Source organism: Kribbella sp. NPDC051936 (assembly GCF_040680955.1).
In the GTDB taxonomy this organism is placed as follows: domain Bacteria; phylum Actinomycetota; class Actinomycetes; order Propionibacteriales; family Kribbellaceae; genus Kribbella.
Genome location: NZ_JBFAXS010000001.1, coordinates 370,641 through 388,023 on the forward strand (window position 1 = coordinate 370,641; position 17,383 = coordinate 388,023).

Sequence of the window (17,383 nt, forward strand, 5' to 3'; positions counted from 1 at the left end):
ATGCCAACACGTGTTGACTTTTCGAGCCGAGAGTTCTAGCGTAAAAGTCAACAAGCGTTGATAAAGGAGGAGTGACGATGACTCCGAAGCAGGCAGAGGTCGTGGTGGTGGGTGCGGGTCCGGTCGGGCTCGCGGTGGCGGTCGGTCTCCGGCTGCACGGACGCGACGTGGTGGTGGTCGACCAGCAGGCCGAGGGTGCGAACACCTCGCGGGCCTGCGTGATCCACCCGCGGACGCTGGAGGTGCTGGAGCAGCTCGGGGTGACCAAGCGGCTCGTCGATCTCGGCCTGGAGTTGCAGCACTTCGCGATCCGCGCCGACGACCGCCTGCTGGTCCCGGTCGGCTTCGCGGACCTGCCGACCGAGTACCCGTTCGTCACGATGATCCCGCAGCCGGTCACCGAGCAGGTCCTGCTCGAGCGGCTCGAGGAGCTCGGCGGCGCGGTGCTCCGTCCGTATGCCGCGACCGGCCTGGCCCAGACCGCCGACGGCGCCGAGGTCACGCTCGACAACGGCGACGTGATCACGGCTCGGTACGTCGTCGCGGCCGACGGCATGAACAGCACGATCCGCGAGCTCGCCGGCCTGCGGATGCCCGGCAACACCCTGCAGATCTCCTGCAGCCTGGTCGACGTGCGCGTCGACGGCGGCCTGCCGGTCGACGAGGTCGCGCTGTACTTCGCCTCCGCCGGGCTGCTCGTGGTGGCGCCGCTGCCGGACGGGAGCTTCCGGCTTGTGGCCGAGGTGCCCGACGCGCCGGAACACCCGGACCTCGCGTACGCCCAGCGACTGCTGGCCGACCGCGGCCCGCGGAAGTCGCACCCCGAGGTCACCGAGGTGGTGTGGGGCTCGCGGTTCCGGATCCACGAGCGGGTCGCGGATTCGTACCGCGCGGGCCGGGTGCTGCTGGCCGGCGACGCGGCGCACACGCACAGCCCGGCCGGCGGCCAGGGGATGAATCTCGGGCTGCGTGACGCGGTGACGCTCGCCGACGCGCTGTCGCAGGCGTTGAACGGTGCCGAGGCCGGCCTGGACGCGTACGCCGAGAACAGCCGCGAGGAGGCGGTCCGGGTGATCGGGCTGGCACACCGCCTGACCCGCCTCGCGAACGTCCCGCACGCGATCCGCCCGGTGCGCAACGCCGTCCTTGGCCTGATCGGCCGGGTCAGCAAGACCCAGAACGGCCTGGCCAAGCAGCTCGCCGGCTTCCCGGAGCGCTAACCGCCCGTGGACTCGCGGACCTCCAGCGTGTACGGGACGCTGAGATCGCGGTGCGTCGAGTCGGTCTTGCCGGCGATGCGGTCGAGGAGCAAGCTGACGGCGCTGTCGGCCAGCCACTCCTTGTCCGGCGAGATCGTGGTCAGCGTCGGCGAGTGGTACCGGCCGTCCTCGATGTCGTCGAAGCCCACCACGGCAACGTCCTCGGGCACCCGCAGGCCCGCGTCGGCCAGTGTCCGGAGGGCGCCCAGGGCGAGCAGGTCGTTGAAGCAGAACACCGCGTCCGGCGGCTCCGGCAGCGCGAGCAGTTCACGCATCGACGTGGCGCCGTCGAGCCGGTGGTAGCCGGCCGCGGCGAGCTCGAGCGCCGGGTCGTGCGGCATCCCGGCCGCTTTGAGCGCCTTGCGGTACCCCTTCCGCCGGACCGCGCCGGTGCCGGTCCCGCCGACGCCGATCGCCGCGATCCGGCGCCGTCCCAGGGAGACCAGGTGCGTGGTCGCGTCGTACGACGCCTGCACGGAGTCGACCGCGACCCGGTCGAACTGGCCGCCGGCCGGTCGTTCGCCGAGCAGCACCAGCGGCTTCCCGGTGTCCGCCGAGCTGAGCTTGGCCGGGGCGGTGGCGAGCGGGGAGAAGATGATGCCGTCGATCAGTTGGCCGCGCATCCCGTCCAGCACGAACTGCTCGGCGGCGGCCTCGCCCTCGGTCTGGTCGATCAGCACGGTGATCCCGCGCCGTTTCGCGGCCCGGCTGATCTCCGCGCCGAGCTCGGCGAAGTACGGCGACCCCATCTCCGGGATCGCCAGCGCGATGAAGTCCGAGCGGCCCTTGCGCAGCGAGCGGGCGCTGACATTCGGCGTGTAGTTCAGGGCGGCGATCGCGGCCTCGACCTTGGCCCGGGTGCGGGCGGTGATGTGCGGGTAGTCGTTGATCACGTTCGAGACGGTCTTGACCGAAACCCCGGCCCGTGCGGCCACGTCACTCAGCCTGGTCGCCATCGGAGAACCTCCTGTAACCGACTTGTCGCCCGAGTGTGCCACCGCCGAACCCTTTACACCGATTGTCAATCGTTGTAGACATCCACGTTAAACGTTGTAAACGGCCCTGTGGAGGTCTTGTGGCGCGGCTAGTGGTGGACCCGGCGTTCGTGGTCGGCGCGCTGGACCGGCGTGTCTTCGGCTCGTTCGTGGAGCACATGGGCCGCTGTGTCTACACCGGGATCTACGAACCGGGGCATCCCGCCGCCGACGCGGACGGGTTCCGGCAGGACGTGCTCGAGCTGGTCCGGCAGCTCGGCGTGACCGCGATCCGCTACCCCGGCGGCAACTTCGTCTCGAACTACGACTGGGAGGACGGCGTCGGCCCGAAGGACGAGCGGCCGCGGCGGCTCGACCTGGCCTGGCGGGCGATCGAGCCGAACCAGTTCGGCACCGACGAGTTCGTCGCCTGGTCGCGCCGGGCCGGCGTCCAGCCGATCTGGGCGGTCAACCTCGGCACCCGCGGCATCCGCGAGGCGGTCGACCTGCTGCAGTACTGCAACCTGCCGGCCGGCACCGCGCTCGGCGACCGCCGGGTCGCGAACGGCAGCCCGGAGCCGCACGACATCCGGATCTGGTGCCTGGGCAACGAGATGGACGGCCCCTGGCAGATCGGCCACAAGACCGCCGAGGAGTACGCGCGACTCGCCGAGGAGACCGCGAACGCGATGCGCCGCGTCGACCCGGGCCTCGAACTGGTCGCCTGCGGATCGAGCAACGCCGGGATGCCGACGTTCGGCGAGTGGGAGCGCGTCGTCCTCGAACGCACCTACGACCTGGTCGACCACATCAGCCTGCACGCGTACTACGAGCCGCGCGACGGCGACCAGACGAGCTTCCTCGCCGCCGCCGAGGAGATGGACCGGATGATCTCGTCGGTGATCGCCACCGCCGACCACGTGAAGGCACTGCGGCGCAGCGACAAGGAGCTGACGCTGTCCTTCGACGAGTGGAACGTTTGGTACCAGCAGCACTTCCCTGGCGAGCTCGGGCTGCCGATCCGCGAGGCCGGCCCGCTGATCGAGGACACCTACACCGTCGACGACGCGGTCGTCGTCGGCAGTCTGCTGATCACGCTGCTCCGGCACGCCGACCGGGTGAAGATCGCTTGCCTCGCGCAACTGGTGAACGTGATCGGCCCGATCCGCACCGAGCCCGGCGGCCGCGCGTGGCGGCAGACGATCTTCCACCCGTTCGCGCTGACCGCGCGGTACGCCGGTCCGACCGTGCTGCGGACCGCGGTGAGCGGCGGTCCCGAGATCGCCACGGCCGCGTTCGGCCGGGTCCCGGCGCTGTGGAGCACCGCGACGTACGACGAGGACACCGGGGAGACCGCGATCTTCGTGGTGAACCGGAGCGAGACCGACAAGATCGATCTGGAGATCCCGGTGGCCGGACAGGTGGTCCGGCACCTGGCCCTGTACGACGAGGACCGTTCCGCGGTGAACACCTCGGACGATCCGGACCGGGTTCAGCCCCGGGCCGTCGACGCCACCGAGGTCGTCGACGGTGTCTGCCGTGCCACGCTGCCGCCCGCATCGTGGCACGTGATCCTGCTCAGCAGTTGATTCGAGAGGGGACCCGCCCGTGCCTTCGAAACGACTACTCGCCGCAGCCCTGGCTGTGGTTGCCGTCGCAGCCGGTACCTCGGCCGCGACGGCCGCGCCTCTGGTGACGTCTGGGGTGACCACGACCAACGCGATCAGCTCCAGTTTCGCCGACACCTTCGCCGACCCGTCGATCATCCAGGGCCGCGACGGCTACTGGTACGCGTACGCCACCTCCGATCCGTTGGTCGCGAACGGCGCGTTCGGCCTGATGCACATGGCCCGGACCAAGGACTTCAGCTCCTGGGAGTATCTCGGCACGGTCTTCAACGACCAGACCAAGCCGGCCTGGGCCGCGCCCGGATCGTTCTTCTGGGCCCCCGACATCCGGTACTTCGACGGCCACTACGTCATGTACTTCACCGTCACCGACACGAACGCCAACGCCGGCGGCGACCCGGCCATCGGCGTCGCGACCGCCCCGACGCCGGACGGGCCGTGGACCGCGACCGACGGCCCGGTCGTTACGCCGAAGCCGGACGGCAACGGCGGCTTCTACGGCACCATCGACCCGGCGATGCTGACCGCCGCGGACGGCAAGCGGTACCTGTACTACGGCGGCTTCTACGGCGGCATCTCCGTCACCGAGCTGAGCGCCGACGGCATGCACGCGGTCGGTGAACCGACCCAGGTCACGATCGGCGACCGCTACGAGGGCTCGTACGTCGTCTACCGCGACGGCTGGTACTACTTCATGGGCTCGTCGATGAACTGCTGCGCCGGCCCGACCACCGGATACTCCGTCTTCGCCGGCCGCTCGCGCTCGCCGCGCGGTCCGTTCCTCGACGCCGACGGCGCCGCGCTCACCGACTCCCGCGTCGGCGGGACGACGGTCATCACGCAGAACGGCAACAAGTGGATCGGCCCGGGCCACCACGCGTTCATCACCGACGTCGCCGGTCAGGACCACATCGTCTACCACGCGATCGACCGCGGGACGCCGTGGCTGACGAATCCGTTCGGGATCAACCGCCGCCCGATGTTGATCGACAGGATCGACTGGGTCGACGGATGGCCCCGCACGCGCGCCGGCCTCGGCCCTTTCGAAGGACCCGTGCCTGCGCCGACCACCGGCTCGTCGCTCGGCATCGACTCGACGGATCCCGCCGCTGCTCTCCAAGGCGCCACCGAACAACCCGGCGACGCACTGGGCGGGCCGACTGCGTCCATCAACGGCGCGGCCCAAACCCGGCAGTCGGCACCGGCCGGCGACCTCCGGGTGGAGGCGGACGTTCGCCTGGGCACGTCCTTCAGCACAGTGCTTGGCAATCAGGTGGTGGCGACTGTCGCGAACAACCGTCTGACAGTGACGGCTGGCCGGCGGACGACGTCCGTGAACCTGCCGACGGACTTCGATCGCACCCAGTGGAACAAGCTGTCCGTCCAGGTATCCGGATCGGCCGTGACGGCACGACTCAATGACGCCGGGCTGGGAGATGTTTACGGAGCGGCGCAGTTGACCGTGCCGGGTCTGCGGCTGGGTTCCGCGCCGGTACGGTGGTTGGGGTCGGCGGAGGTCGACAACCTGACCGTGCGGCCGGTGGCGAAGCCGGTGACGCGGATGGCCGACGTACCGCGGACCGGGGACCTTCTGAGTGCGGACGACTTCAACGCGCCGCTCGGTGCCGACTGGTCGTGGGTACGGCCGGACGCCAAGGCGACCGTTGCCGACGGCAAGCTGTCGTGGCCGCTGGAGAACGCCGACATGACCGGCTCGTCGAACAACGCCGGGCTGCTGTTCCACACGGTCCCGGCCGGCGACAGCTGGATCGCGGAGACCAAGCTGCACCTCGACACCGGCGCGGGCGACGTCCGCAACTACCAGCAGGCCGGGATGATCGCGTACCTGAACGACAGCGACTTCGCCCGCCTCGGCAACGTGGCGATCTGGAAGACCCGGCAGACCGAGTACGGGCGTGAACTCGTGGCCCGGCCGTCGGACGGCGCCACGTCGTACGGCGCGGCCGCGATCGGGCGCTCGGCGCCGACGTTGTGGATGCGGCTCGCGTACCACCGCAACGCCGCCGGCGAGCACGTGTACCGCGCCGGTACGTCGGTGGACGGGAAGAACTGGACCTGGGGCGCGTCCTGGGTGCTGCCGTCGGCGGCGAAGGTCGGCCTCTACGCCCACGGCGAGTTCACCGGCGCGAACCCGCCGCCGGTCGCCACGTTCGACTACCTGAAGTTCTACGAGAGCAGATAAATGGGATTCTCCAACCCGGTGTACGACGGCAGCTTCGCCGATCCGCAGATCATTGCGGTCGGCAACGACTACTACGCCTTCGCGACCAACGGGCCGCTGGGCAACGTGCAGACGCTGACCTCCCGTGACCTGGTGTCGTGGGAGACCGTCGGTGACGCGCTGCCGTCCTTGCCGGATTGGACGGCGCCCGGACGGGTGTGGGCGCCGGAGGTCGCCGTGCACGCGCCCGACCGGTACGTCATGTACTACACGTCCCGCGACGTCGCCGCCGGCCGGCAGGCGGTCGGCGTCGCGGTGGCGTCCACCCCCACAGGTCCATATGTCGACAAATCGATGAAGCCGCTCATCAGCCAGGAAGCCGAGGGCGGCTCGATCGACGCGTCGCCGTTCCAGGACTCGACCGGCCGGCGCTGGCTGTACTGGAAGAACGACGGCAACGCGATCGGTGCCGACACCTGGATCTACGTGTCCGGGTTGTCCGCCGACGGCCTCACGCTGACCGGCCCGGTACATCGGCTGATCAAGCAGGACCTGCCGTGGGAGGGCAACTTGGTCGAGGCGCCGTACATGGTCGAACGCGAAGGCAAGTTCCACCTGTTCTACTCCGGCAACGCGTTCGACAAGGCGTCGTACGCCGTCGGCCACGCACTGTGCGAGTCCCCGACCGGTCCGTGCGTGAAGTCCGGCGCCCCCATCCTGTCCACCTCCCCCGACGCCGCCGGCCCCGGCCACAACACGGTCCTCGGCGACTGGTTCGTCTACCACGCCTGGGACCCGACCCAGGTAGGCACCGACCCGAAGGGCCGCACCATGTGGTTGTCCCGCCTGACCTGGGACGGCGATCGCCCGCTCGTCGAACAACCGCGCTCCTGGAATCCATAACTTGTCCGGTCCCTCCCGCATCAAGGTCTGTGAAGGCCGAAGATCCGGGAGAGATCATGAAACGACGCAGCACCTTCGCCTGCCTGGCCGGGACGGTCGCGCTGACCGCGGCGACCTTCGTGCCGACAGCCCACGCCGCGCCGCGGGCCGCGACCGAAACCTGCTGGGTGGGGCTCGGCTCGGTCGACCCGGCCGGCGCCCAGACCGGGGCCTCCGTGACCGCCGGCAATCCGCCGGCGATGAAGGGTCCCAACCCGGTCGACGAGCCCGCCTTCCCGCCTGGCCAGGTTCGGCTCAGCTCGACCTTCGAGGCCGAGCCCAACGTCGCCGGGATCGACCGGACCGGCTACGTCGTGCAGGGCGATGCGCTCTACTACCGGTCCTACAACTTCAACGCCGGCATCGACGTGACCAAGCGGATCGGCGGCGGCTGGTCGAACTTCACCGCGCTCGAGGTCGCTCACTTCGAGGACAGCAAGACCAAGATCGGGCACTGGATGGCGTACGCGCTGCGCAGCGACGGCACGCTGTTCCGCTGGAACGGCGGGTGGGGCAGGGCCCAGTCGGTGCCCGGGTTCTCGTCGGTGAAGTCGATGGCGCTGATCAGCAAGACGGCGACGTACGACACCTTCCTGGCGAACACCCGCGCCGGCGCCCTCTACACGATCCGGATCCCGATCACGTCGCCGATGAAGCCGATCGTCACCAAGGTCCGCGCGGGTACCTGGCAGGGCTTCGAGGCGCTGGTCGCGAACAAGTGCGGCAACTACGGCACGTTGCTACTCGGCATCGACAAGGACACCAAGAGCGGCTACCTGTACGCCGTCGGCCACGCGAACGGTGCGGCGACGGTGATCAACGCCCTCGGCAAGGTTGCTGGGACCTTCCCGAACGCCCCCTATTACCGCTGGGGCGTGGTCTTCTACCTCGACCCGCTGAACGGAGACTGACATGAAACGCTGGGCAGCACTGCCGGTGGCCGCGCTGATGTTCGCCGGAACCACCACCGCGGAGTCGGCGCACGCGTCGTCGGCGGCTACGGAGCGAGCGACCGGTACCTGTGATGTCGCCCTGAGCTCGTTCGGGCCGGAGGGTGATCCGACTACCGGGCTCGGTCCGGTGCGCCTGGCTTCGACCTCGACTCAGGTGCCGAACGGGTACGGTCTCGACCTGTCCGGCTGGGTGGTGTCCGGCGACAAGGCGTACTACTGGTACTACTCGCTCACCAACGAAGCCGAGGTCGACCCCGGCCTGCCGCGCGGCTCGCAGCCCGTCGGTTCCGGCTGGTCGGCGTACAAGGCGCTGGAGGTCTCGCAGTTCGCGGCGAAGGGCGCGACCGCGCGGAACACGGCGTACGGACTGTCCGGCGACGGGACTCTGAGGCGCTGGAGCTTCGACATCAACGTCCCGTGGAGGTTCAAGGCCACCGGTTCGGCGCCGGGGTTCGCGTCGGTGAAGTCGATGGCGTTGATCAGCAAGACCGCGACGTACGACACGTTCCTGGCCAACACCCGCGGCGGCGCGCTGTACACCATCCGCATCCCGGTCAGTTCGCCGATGAGGCCGATCGTCAGGCCGGTCCGGACCCGCACGTGGCAAGGCTTCGAGAAGCTCGTCGCGACCAAGTGCGGTCAGTACGGCACGTTCCTGGTCGGCATCGACTTCGACACCCGGACCGCCTATCAGTACGCCGTCGGCCACACCAACGCAACGTCCACAGTCATCCTCGGCCTCGGCCGCCGGAGCGGCTCGTTCCCGGCGCGGCCGTACTACCGGTGGGCCACCAATCCCTACGAGCCGCTGAACGGCGACTGACATGAGGCGGTTGTTCTCCTTCGTGGGCGCCGCGGCGCTGATCGCCGGTGTGGTCACCGCGCCGGCTGCCCAGGCGGCTTCGGTAGCTTGTTCCCTCGCGCCGGGCTCCGTGCTCGCGAGCGGTGCGCAGAACAACGGGGGCATCACCGTCGGCTACCCGCCGCGCACCGTCGGGCTGCCCGGCCCGATCTTCGGTGTCTTCGATCCGGGCAGGGTCCGGCTGAGTACGTCGTTCACGAGTGACGCCCACGACAACTGGGGCGCCACCAACCACGGCTGGGTGGTGGCAGGCGACTCGTTGTACTACCGCGAGTACTCCATCGACACCATGAACGAGATCCGCAGCGACCAGCCGAACGAGATGCGGCGGGTCGGCGGCGGCTGGTCGAACTTCACCGCGGTCGAGGTCTCCGAGTTCACCACCCGCACCACAGGGTACGGACTGCGCAGCGACGGCACGCTGTTCCGCTGGGGAGTCGTCGCCTGGACCTGGAAGGCCACCGGATCCGCCCCCGGGTTCGCCGCCGTGAAGTCGATGGCGCTGATCAGCAAGGCCCCGACGTACGACACGTTCCTGGCGAACACCCGCGGCGGTGCGCTCTACACGATCCGCATCCCGGTCTCCTCGCCGATGAAGCCGATCGTGAAGCCGGTGCGGACGCGGACCTGGCAAGGGTTCGAGAAGTTGCTGGCGAGCAAGTGCGGCAACTACGGGACGCTCCTGGTCGGCATCGACAAGGACACCAGCACCGCGCACACCTATGCGGTCGGTCGCGCGAACGGGACGGCGACGGTGATCAACCATCTGGCCGTTTCCACGGTCAGCAACGATCCGGTCCACTTCCGGTGGGGTGGCATTGCGTCGATCGACCCGCTCAACGGCGACTGAGCACCTCGGTCAGGATCGTCAGGGCCTTGTGCAGATCGGACGTCGACGGCGTCGCGTACCCGATCACCAGCCCTGACGGTCCTGCCACGCTCCGGCGGTACTCGGACAGCGGCGCGACCACGACACCCGCAGCGCGGGCCGCGCGGGCGATCCGCAGATCGTCCTCGCCGTCGGGCAGCAGCAGCGTGATGTGCAGGCCCGCGTCCTGGCCGACGATCCGGCCGTACGGCGACAGCACCGCGCAGGTGTGGGTACGCCGGTCCGCGTACAGCCGGCGCCCCCGACGTACGGCCTGGTCGAGGTACCCGTCGCGGAGCATGGCAAGCAGGGCCGCCTGCATCGGCCAGCCGGGCCAGTCGCCGGAATCGGCCCGGAACGTGGCGAGCCGCTCCACCATCGCCTCGGACGCCACCAGCCAGCCGAGGCGGAGCGCGGGGCTGAGCGTCTTCGACAATGTCCCGAGGTGGACGACCCGCTCGAGGTCGAGCTGGGCGAGCGCGGGCAGCGGCGCGACGTCGTACCGGAACTCGCTGTCGTAGTCGTCCTCGATCAGCAGGCTGCCCGTCCGGCGCGCCCACCGGACCAGCTCGTTGCGGCGGGCAACCGGCAGCCGCCCGCCGAGCGGGTACTGGTGGGAGGGCGTGACGTAGACGGCGGCGAGGTCGTCGGTCAGCTCCCCGACCAGCAGGCCGTCCTGGTCCACCCCGACGTCGACGATGTCGAGCTGGTGGTCGCGGGCGGCGACGACCGCGTTCAGGTACCCGGGGTCCTCGATCGCGATCCGGTCGCCGGCCGCCCGCGTGACCGTGAGCAGCAGCCGGAGGCCGTGGACGGTGCCGTTGGTGACCAGGACGTTCTCGGGGCCGCAGGCGATCCCGCGAACGCGGCCGACGTGGTCCGCGAGTGCGGCGCGGAGCGCGGGCAGCCCGGCCGCGTCGTCGTACCCACGCGGCGGCGACTGGGTGGACACCTCACGCCACGCGCGCCGCCAGCCCGGGTCCGGGGCCGGGGCGATGTACGGGATGCCGGGGCGCAGCGTCAGCAGCTCCGTGTCGGCGTCGGGCCGGTGCTCGACGTGACGTCGGACGGCGGGTTGCAGCGGGACGACGTCGGTGACGTACGTACCGGCGCCGGTGCGGCCCTCGATCCAGCCCTCCGCGTGCAGTTGGTCGTACGCCGCCTGCGTCACCGATCGCGAAACGGCGAGCTCCCGCGCCAGGTCACGAGTCGACGGCAGCCGGTGGCCCGCCTGCAGCCGGCCGTCCAGCACCGCCGCCCGGAACTGCTCCGCGAGCTGCAGGTGCAACGGCAGCCCGGACGCCCGGTCGATCGTCAGCGGCAGCGAACTCTGCACGCCAACTAGGATCGCAGCATGGCCATGACCGCGGAGGACGTGTCTCGTTTCGAGCGGTTCAGGGGTCGGCTCGAGGCGATCGCGTACCGGATGCTCGGCTCGGCCAGTGAGGCGGAGGACGCCGTCCAGGAGACGTTCCTGCGCTGGCAGGCCGCGGACCTCACCCGGATCGAGGTCCCCGAGGCCTGGCTCACGAAGGTGCTCACGAACCTCTGCCTCAACCAGCTCACCTCCGCCCGCGCGCGGCGCGAGACGTACGTCGGTCAGTGGCTGCCGGAACCGCTGCTCGACGGCGACCCGATGCTCGGTCCCGCGGACACCGCGGAGCAGCGCGAGTCGGTGTCGTACGCCGTACTGACGCTGATGGAGCGGCTGTCCCCGAACGAGCGGGCCGTCTACGTCCTGCGGGAGGCGTTCGACTACGCGCATCGGGAGATCGCCGAGATCCTCGAGATCAGCGAGTCGTCCAGTCAGCAGCTCTTCCGCCGGGCCAAGCAGCACCTCGCGGACGGGCGCGCCCGGACCCACGTCGACGAGGCCGTGGCGCGGCGGATCGTGGACGAGTTCCTCGCCGCCGCCACCAGCGGCCGGACCGATTCGATCGTGCGGCTGCTGACCGCCGACGCGATCTCGGTCGGCGACGGCGGCGGGAAGGTCGCGGCCCGGACCACCGCGGTCGAGGGCGGGCTCGCGGTCGCGCGCTTCCTGCGCGGCATGTTCAAGCCGACCGACGCGAAGCGGCTGTACGTCGGCGGTGCGGCGGAGGTGTACGCCTGGGCGGTCAACAGCGAACCCGCTCTGGTGGTGGTCGTGAACGGCCTGGTCATCGGCGTGATGTGCCTCGAGGTCACCGCCGACGGTGTCACCGCGGTCCGCACCCAGGCGAACCCGGACAAGCTGGCGCGCGCGACCGAGCTGTTCGCCGCCTCCGAGCACGGGGAGCCGCTGACCACCATCCTGTGACGTGCTTCACAGTCCGTACCTGTCATGAAACCGCGCGCTGCCCGGTTCAAGGGCTGACACCACATCAGACAGGAGTTTGGATATGAAGCACCGCATCGTCGTCCTCGGCGCCGGGTACTCCGGAGCCGTCGCAGCCGGCCGCCTCGCCGCGCGGCTGTACCGCGGCGAAGTGAGCATCACCCTCGTCAACGGCGAGACCGACTTCGTGGAGCGGGTCCGCATGCACGAGCTGGCCACCGGCCGGGACCTGAAGCCGCGCCCGCTGGAGCAGGTGTACGCCGGCACCGGCGTCGACCTGAGGATCGCGAAGGTCACCGGGGTGGACGTCGAGCGCAAGACCGTCACCCTCGACTCCGGCGAACTGGAGTACGACACGCTCGTCTACGCGCTCGGGAGCGGCTGGAATTCGCAGGGCGTCCCGGGTGCCGCCGAGCACGCGTACCAGATCGCCAGCCGTCCCGGCGCGCTCGAGCTGCGCGAGCGCCTGGCGTCGCTGACCGCCGGCCAGACCGTGACCGTTGTCGGCGGCGGCCTCACCGGCGTGGAGTTCGTGACCGAACTGGCCGAGTCGCGGCCGGACCTCGACGTCTCGCTGGTGGTCCGCGGCGAGCTCGGAGACTGGCTGTCGCCCAAGGGTCGCCGGCACCTGCGGAAGGTCGCCGACAAGCTCGGCATCACCGTGCACGAGAACACCGCGGTCGCAGGCGTCGACGCGGATCACGTCACGACCGGTGACGGCACGTCGATCCCGGCGGTGGTCACGGTCTGGACGGCCGGGTTCGCCGTCCACCCGATCGTGCGGGAGACCACGCTGGAGGTCAGCGACACCGGGCGGATCGTGGTCGACGAGACCATGCGGTCGGTTTCGCACCCGGACGTCTACGCGATCGGCGACGCGGCGTACGCGATGGGCTCGAAGAACAAGCCGCTGCGGATGTCGTGCGCGTCGGGTCAGCCGATGGCGTGGCAGGCCGCCGACTCGATCGCGGCCCGGTTGACAGCGGGCAAGCTGCCGCACGCTCCGCTGGCCTACTTCAACCAGTGCATCTCGCTGGGGCGCAAGAACGGCCTGATCCAGTACGTGACCAGCGATGACCGCGCGATCAACGCGACGCTGAGCGGCCGCGTGGCCGCCGTCTACAAGGAGTTCATCTGCAAGGGCGCCGCGTGGGGTGTGGAGAACCCGATGACCGGCCTGCCGGTCCGGCGGCGCCACGTCGTCGAGCAGCCGGTCCCGATGCGCGAATGGACTAGGTGATTCGTCGCGGAATGGCCCGTGCCACCATGCCACTGCACACCGACTCTGGTCTTATGACCGCATTGCAGCCAACCGCCCGGACCTCCCTGCGCCGCTCGAAAGAACGCGCCGCCACCGATCGCCAGGCGCTGCACGACGTACTGCTCGACGGCATGTTCTGCCACCTCGGCGTCATCGTCGACTGTGATCCGCTGGTGCTGCCAACGGCGTACGGCGTGGACCTGGACCGCGGGCCGGACGGCGAGATGTACCTGCACGGCTCGGTCGCGGCCAGGAGCGTGGTCGCGGCCCCGCTGCAGACCGTCTGTGCGACGGTGACGCACACCGACGGCCTGGTGCTGGCGAGGTCCGCGTTCCACCACTCGGTGAACTACCGGTCCGCCGTCATCTTCGGTATCCCGCGTCTCGTCACCGATCCGGAGGAGAAGCTGCACGGGCTCAACCGGATCGTCGAGCACCTCGTCCCCGGGCGTTCGCTCGAGGTCCGGCCGCCGAACCGCAAGGAACTGGCCCAGACCTCCGTGCTCGCGCTGTCGCTCACCGAGGCCTCGGTGAAGACTCGCTCGGGGCCCGCCAACGACGAGGAGCGGGACCTCGACCTGCCGTACTGGACAGGTGTGCTCCCGCTCCGGGTCGTGGCCGGCGATCCGGACACCAACCCCGACTGCGACCTTCCGGTCCCCGCCCACGTCCGCACCCGCGCGAAGCTGCTGGGCGCACAGTCCTAGGCCACGGTCCCCTTGTTGTAGCTCGACTGGGCCCAGAAGTACCCGACCAACGCGATCGCCAGGCACCAGGCCGCGGAGAGCCAGCCGCTGCTGCTGTCCATCGGCGTCCCGAGCAGCAGGTGCCGCAACGTGTCGATGATCGGCGTGAAGGGCTGGTATTCGGCGAACCAGCGGATACCGCTCGGCATCGCCTCCAGCGGGATGAACGTGTTGCTCAGGAAGGGCAGCAGCAGGCTGATCGGCAGCACGACGTTGCTCGCGCCCTCCGGCGTCTTGCTGGTCAGGCCCAGCGCGATCGCGAACCAGGTCAGGCCGACGGTCAGGCCGATCAGCAGCAAGGCCGCCAGCAACCAGTCGGCGAGCGAGGCGTTCGGCCGGAACCCGATCAGGACGGCGAAACCGATCACCAGGGCCAGGCTGACGATCGTCACCAGCACGTTGGCGAGCACGTGCCCGGTCAGCACGGCCGGCCGGAAGATCGCCATCGTCCGGAACCGGGCCACGATGCCCTCGGACATGTCCATGCAGACCGCGACCGCGGGCGACATGGTCCCGGACGCGATCGACATCAGCAGGATGCCGGGCGTGAGGAAGTCGATGTAGTCGAAGTCGCCGCCGGCCCCGCCGAGGCCGGCCGCGAACGTGTCGCCGAACACCAGGCCGAACAGCAGGATCATGATCACCGGCATCCCCAGGGCGCCGAGCGACAGGCCGGGGTAGCGCTGGGCGTGCCGGAGGTTGCGGCGCAGCATCGTTGCGGTGTCGTTCAGTGCGTAACTCATTTCGCCGTCACTTCCTTCGGAGCGGGCTGACCGGTGACGGCGAAGAACACGTCGTCCAGGTCGGGGGTGTGGACAGTCAGTTCGTCGACCTCGAGCGACGAGTCGTCGATCCGGGCCAGCAGGTCGCGCAACGCGTGCACGCTGCCGTCGTTCGGCACCTGCAGGACCAGTGCTTCGTGGTTCGGTACGGCGGTCGGCAGCGCCCGGCCCGCGAGCATGAACTCCTCGGGCGACGTGAACCGCAGCCGGATGTGTCCGCCCGGCGCGAGCCGCTTCAGCTCGTCCGGCGTACCTTCGGCGACCAGTCGTCCGTGGTCGAGGACCGCGATCCGGTCGGCCAGTTGGTCGGCCTCCTCGAGGTACTGCGTGGTGAGCAGGACCGTGACGCCGCCGGCGACGAGCTCGCGGATCAGCGTCCACATGCGGTGCCGGCTGCGAGGGTCGAGACCCGTGGTCGGCTCGTCGAGGAAGATGATCCGCGGCCGGCCGACCAGCGTCATGGCCAGGTCGAGCCGGCGCTTCATACCGCCCGAGTAGGTCGACGCGAGCTTCTTGCCGGCGTCGGCGAGGTCGAACCGTTCGAGCAGTTCGTCCGCCCGGCTGCGGGCCTTCTGCTTGCCGAGGTGGTGCAGGTCGCCCATCAGGATCAGGTTCTCGCGGCCGGTCATCAGGCCGTCGACCGCGGAGAACTGGCCGGTCACGCCGATCGCCGCGCGGACCGCGTCCGGCTCCTGGTGCAAGTCGTGGCCGGCCACCCGGATCTCGCCGGCGTCGGCCGTGCTCAGCGTGGACAGGATCTGGACCGCGGTGGTCTTGCCGGCGCCGTTCGGGCCGAGCAGGGAAAAGATGGTGCCTTCGGCAACGTTCAGGTCGATGCCGTCGAGCACGAGTTTCTCGCCGTAGGACTTGCGCAGTCCGCGGACGTCGATCGCTGCTGACATGAGGGATCCTCGGTGGTTTTCGGGCAGGGGGAACCTGACCCGGGACGGTTGACGGGTCTGCTGAGGGAGGATTCGGGCGTGCCTGATCACCCGGGCGCCCGCGACGGGGCTCCGGTTCTGGTGCGGGGTTCAGTTAGATGTCGAGATCCTCGACCGCCGGCTGCTCGGCGGCCTCCTCGACGAGGGTGTAGAGGTCCTCCGGGATCAGGGCACGGAGCTCCTCGACCGTGCCCACGACGTGCAGGGTGGCCTCACCCTGCGCCATGCTCCAGGACTGGTCGGTGCTCCAGTTGCCGACCCAGGAGCGCCACCCGGTCAGGTAGCGCTCGTCGTCGGCGTTCTGCTTGAACTGGCTGCGGCGGTCCGCGTGCAGGACGAACTTGCCGGTCCGGCTGCGATAGACCTTGAAGGCCTCGTAGCCGTCCTTGCTCGACCGGCCGCCTTCGGCGAGCAGCACGCCGGAGAACCGTTGCTTGCGGCCGGTGCCCCGGCCCACCCGCACGGTGATCTCGTCGTACCCCTCGAGCCGGCCCTCTTCCATCTCGACGTACCTGCGCAGTGCGATCGAGATCGCCGAGGACAGGTTGCCGGCGAGCTCCTGGGCCCGCTTGTACAGCGGCAGGTCGTCGTCGGACACGTAGATCGTCTTGTTCGGCATCGCTTGTCTCCTCCTACGTAGAACTATACGCACATGGGTACGCAGATGTCTACGTATAGCTCTACGTAGAAGTGGAGGCGGCCGCGACCGGCCGCCTCCAAAGGGTCGTGGCTGGTTACCTGGGCGAGTACAGCCAGGGGTGCTCGATGTCGTAGAACGTCGGCGGGCCGGCGGCGAGACTGTTCATCTCGTCCATGTCCGCCTGCAGCTCCGGCGGTACCTCCTTGCGCTCACCGGCGCGAGCCTCGGCCTCGGTGGTGAAGTACATCGCCATCGTGTAGTCGCCGTCGTCGTACATGGCGACCTCGCTGCCGAGGATCTCGGGCCGGAACGCGGCCCATTCGTCGCGGTGCTGCCCCATCACTTCCCGTGCGCGCTCCGGGTTGTTGCCGGCGCCCTGCATCACCTGCACGAAGCCGGCCGAGTCCGGATTCCCGTGCACGTCCAGTACGACGTCCTCCGTGTCGTGGAAGGTGGCGTTGCCGTCGCTGAGCAGCGACGTGAACTCGTGCCACCACTTGTCCTGCGCCGGGCTGTCGCTGTTCCGCCGCGCGGCGTCGGCGGAGTCGAAACGAGCCAGCGCGATGAACTTGCCGTCCGCGGTGACACCGGCCGTGGTCCCCAGCCAGCCGGATGCCTCGGGCGCCAGTTCTTCCATCCACCGATCCATCGCTTGGTGCGCTTGGTCGGCGTCGGTGACCTGCCCCTGAATGACCTGAACGAACATGTGAGACCCTCCCCGTCTCTCAGGCCGCAACTTGGCATTTCGACGGTACGCCCGCCTGGCGTGAGCGGCGAGCGTCGGCGGGATCGCGACGGTGGACAACCGGGGCCGGCCATCTGAACGGTGTGGAAACCGGGGCCGCTAAACCTGACTTATCCACAGATTCGGGCCGGTTGTCGGTGGAATCGGTGGAGAAGTAAGGAATGAGCTGGGGACAACTCGCCCGAATCGGTGTGCACACCTGGGGATACGGGTGTGGATAACTCCGGAGATCCCAGGCAGTCTAAGGCAAGCCTTGGCTTATTTGACTCGGTCCGGACCTCGG

16 protein-coding genes are annotated in these 17,383 nt (G+C 69.5%); 10 read left to right on the top strand and 6 right to left on the bottom strand.

Going from position 1 to position 17,383, the window contains the following annotated elements; genetic code table 11:
• Nucleotides 1–77: 77 nt before the first annotated feature.
• Nucleotides 78–1,220 carry an NAD(P)/FAD-dependent oxidoreductase gene (locus AB0L64_RS01965; protein ID WP_363706742.1) on the top strand — a complete coding sequence of 381 codons (1,143 nt, stop codon included), beginning with the start codon at nt 78–80 and terminating at the stop codon, nt 1,218–1,220.
• Here AB0L64_RS01965 and AB0L64_RS01970 read toward each other — a convergent pair.
• Nucleotides 1,217–2,215 (bottom strand): LacI family DNA-binding transcriptional regulator, encoded by a 999-nt coding sequence (locus AB0L64_RS01970; RefSeq protein ID WP_359934839.1) that lies wholly within the window; start codon nt 2,213–2,215, stop codon nt 1,217–1,219. The genes AB0L64_RS01965 and AB0L64_RS01970 overlap by 4 nt on opposite strands.
• Nucleotides 2,216–2,334: 119 nt before the next feature.
• Between AB0L64_RS01970 and AB0L64_RS01975 the strand changes: the two genes are divergently transcribed.
• The 6 genes from AB0L64_RS01975 to AB0L64_RS02000 all read left to right on the top strand — a co-directional run bounded on the left by AB0L64_RS01975 (nt 2,335) and on the right by AB0L64_RS02000 (nt 9,650).
• Nucleotides 2,335–3,822 (top strand): alpha-N-arabinofuranosidase, encoded by a 1,488-nt coding sequence (locus AB0L64_RS01975; RefSeq protein WP_363706744.1) that lies wholly within the window; start codon nt 2,335–2,337, stop codon nt 3,820–3,822.
• Nucleotides 3,823–3,937: 115 nt separating this feature from the next.
• A complete protein-coding gene (locus AB0L64_RS01980) occupies nt 3,938–6,064 on the top strand; it encodes a family 43 glycosylhydrolase (RefSeq protein ID WP_363706747.1) in 2,127 nt (708 codons plus the stop codon).
• Nucleotides 6,065–6,946: a glycoside hydrolase family 43 protein gene (locus AB0L64_RS01985; RefSeq protein ID WP_363706749.1), complete on the top strand. Its 882-nt coding sequence runs from the start codon at nt 6,065–6,067 to the stop codon at nt 6,944–6,946.
• Between the two features lie 56 nt (nt 6,947–7,002).
• Nucleotides 7,003–7,896, top strand: a complete 894-nt coding sequence (locus tag AB0L64_RS01990; protein ID WP_363706751.1) for a hypothetical protein — start codon at nt 7,003–7,005, stop codon at nt 7,894–7,896.
• A gap of 1 nt (nt 7,897) precedes the next feature.
• Nucleotides 7,898–8,761 (top strand): hypothetical protein, encoded by an 864-nt coding sequence (locus AB0L64_RS01995; RefSeq protein WP_363706753.1) that lies wholly within the window; start codon nt 7,898–7,900, stop codon nt 8,759–8,761.
• Nucleotide 8,762: 1 nt separating this feature from the next.
• Nucleotides 8,763–9,650: a hypothetical protein gene (locus tag AB0L64_RS02000; RefSeq protein ID WP_363706755.1), complete on the top strand. Its 888-nt coding sequence runs from the start codon at nt 8,763–8,765 to the stop codon at nt 9,648–9,650.
• Here AB0L64_RS02000 and AB0L64_RS02005 read toward each other — a convergent pair.
• Nucleotides 9,637–11,004 carry a PLP-dependent aminotransferase family protein gene (locus AB0L64_RS02005; RefSeq protein ID WP_363706757.1) on the bottom strand — a complete coding sequence of 456 codons (1,368 nt, stop codon included), beginning with the start codon at nt 11,002–11,004 and terminating at the stop codon, nt 9,637–9,639. The genes AB0L64_RS02000 and AB0L64_RS02005 overlap by 14 nt on opposite strands.
• Nucleotides 11,005–11,022: 18 nt before the next feature.
• On the opposite strand from AB0L64_RS02005, the gene sigJ reads away from it, so the two are divergent.
• The 3 genes from sigJ (at nt 11,023) to AB0L64_RS02020 (ending at nt 13,953) form a co-directional block, all read left to right on the top strand.
• The gene (gene sigJ, locus AB0L64_RS02010) at nt 11,023–11,967 is read left to right on the top strand and encodes an RNA polymerase sigma factor SigJ (RefSeq protein ID WP_363706759.1); all 945 of its coding nucleotides are present in this window, start codon (nt 11,023–11,025) and stop codon (nt 11,965–11,967) included.
• Between the two features lie 82 nt (nt 11,968–12,049).
• Nucleotides 12,050–13,225, top strand: a complete 1,176-nt coding sequence (locus AB0L64_RS02015; protein WP_363706761.1) for an FAD-dependent oxidoreductase — start codon at nt 12,050–12,052, stop codon at nt 13,223–13,225.
• Nucleotides 13,226–13,278: 53 nt separating this feature from the next.
• Complete coding sequence (locus AB0L64_RS02020; protein WP_355693602.1) at nt 13,279–13,953, top strand: pyridoxamine 5'-phosphate oxidase family protein; 675 nt, start codon at nt 13,279–13,281, stop codon at nt 13,951–13,953.
• Here the strand turns inward: AB0L64_RS02020 and AB0L64_RS02025 are convergent.
• From AB0L64_RS02025 to AB0L64_RS02040, 4 genes are all read right to left on the bottom strand, one after another.
• Nucleotides 13,950–14,735, bottom strand: coding sequence for an ABC transporter permease (locus AB0L64_RS02025; protein ID WP_363706763.1), 786 nt, complete (start codon nt 14,733–14,735; stop codon nt 13,950–13,952). The two genes, AB0L64_RS02020 and AB0L64_RS02025, sit on opposite strands and share 4 nt — an antisense overlap.
• On the bottom strand, nt 14,732–15,676 hold the full coding sequence (locus AB0L64_RS02030; RefSeq protein ID WP_363706765.1) for an ATP-binding cassette domain-containing protein: 945 nt from the start codon (nt 15,674–15,676) through the stop codon (nt 14,732–14,734). Before AB0L64_RS02030 ends, AB0L64_RS02025 begins: the two co-directional genes overlap by 4 nt.
• Before the next feature lie 133 nt (nt 15,677–15,809).
• Nucleotides 15,810–16,334 (bottom strand): EXLDI protein, encoded by a 525-nt coding sequence (locus AB0L64_RS02035; RefSeq protein WP_363706767.1) that lies wholly within the window; start codon nt 16,332–16,334, stop codon nt 15,810–15,812.
• A gap of 115 nt (nt 16,335–16,449) precedes the next feature.
• Entirely contained in the window at nt 16,450–17,061 is a 612-nt protein-coding gene (locus AB0L64_RS02040; RefSeq protein WP_363706769.1) for a hypothetical protein, read from the bottom strand.
• Nucleotides 17,062–17,383: the final 322 nt, after the last annotated feature.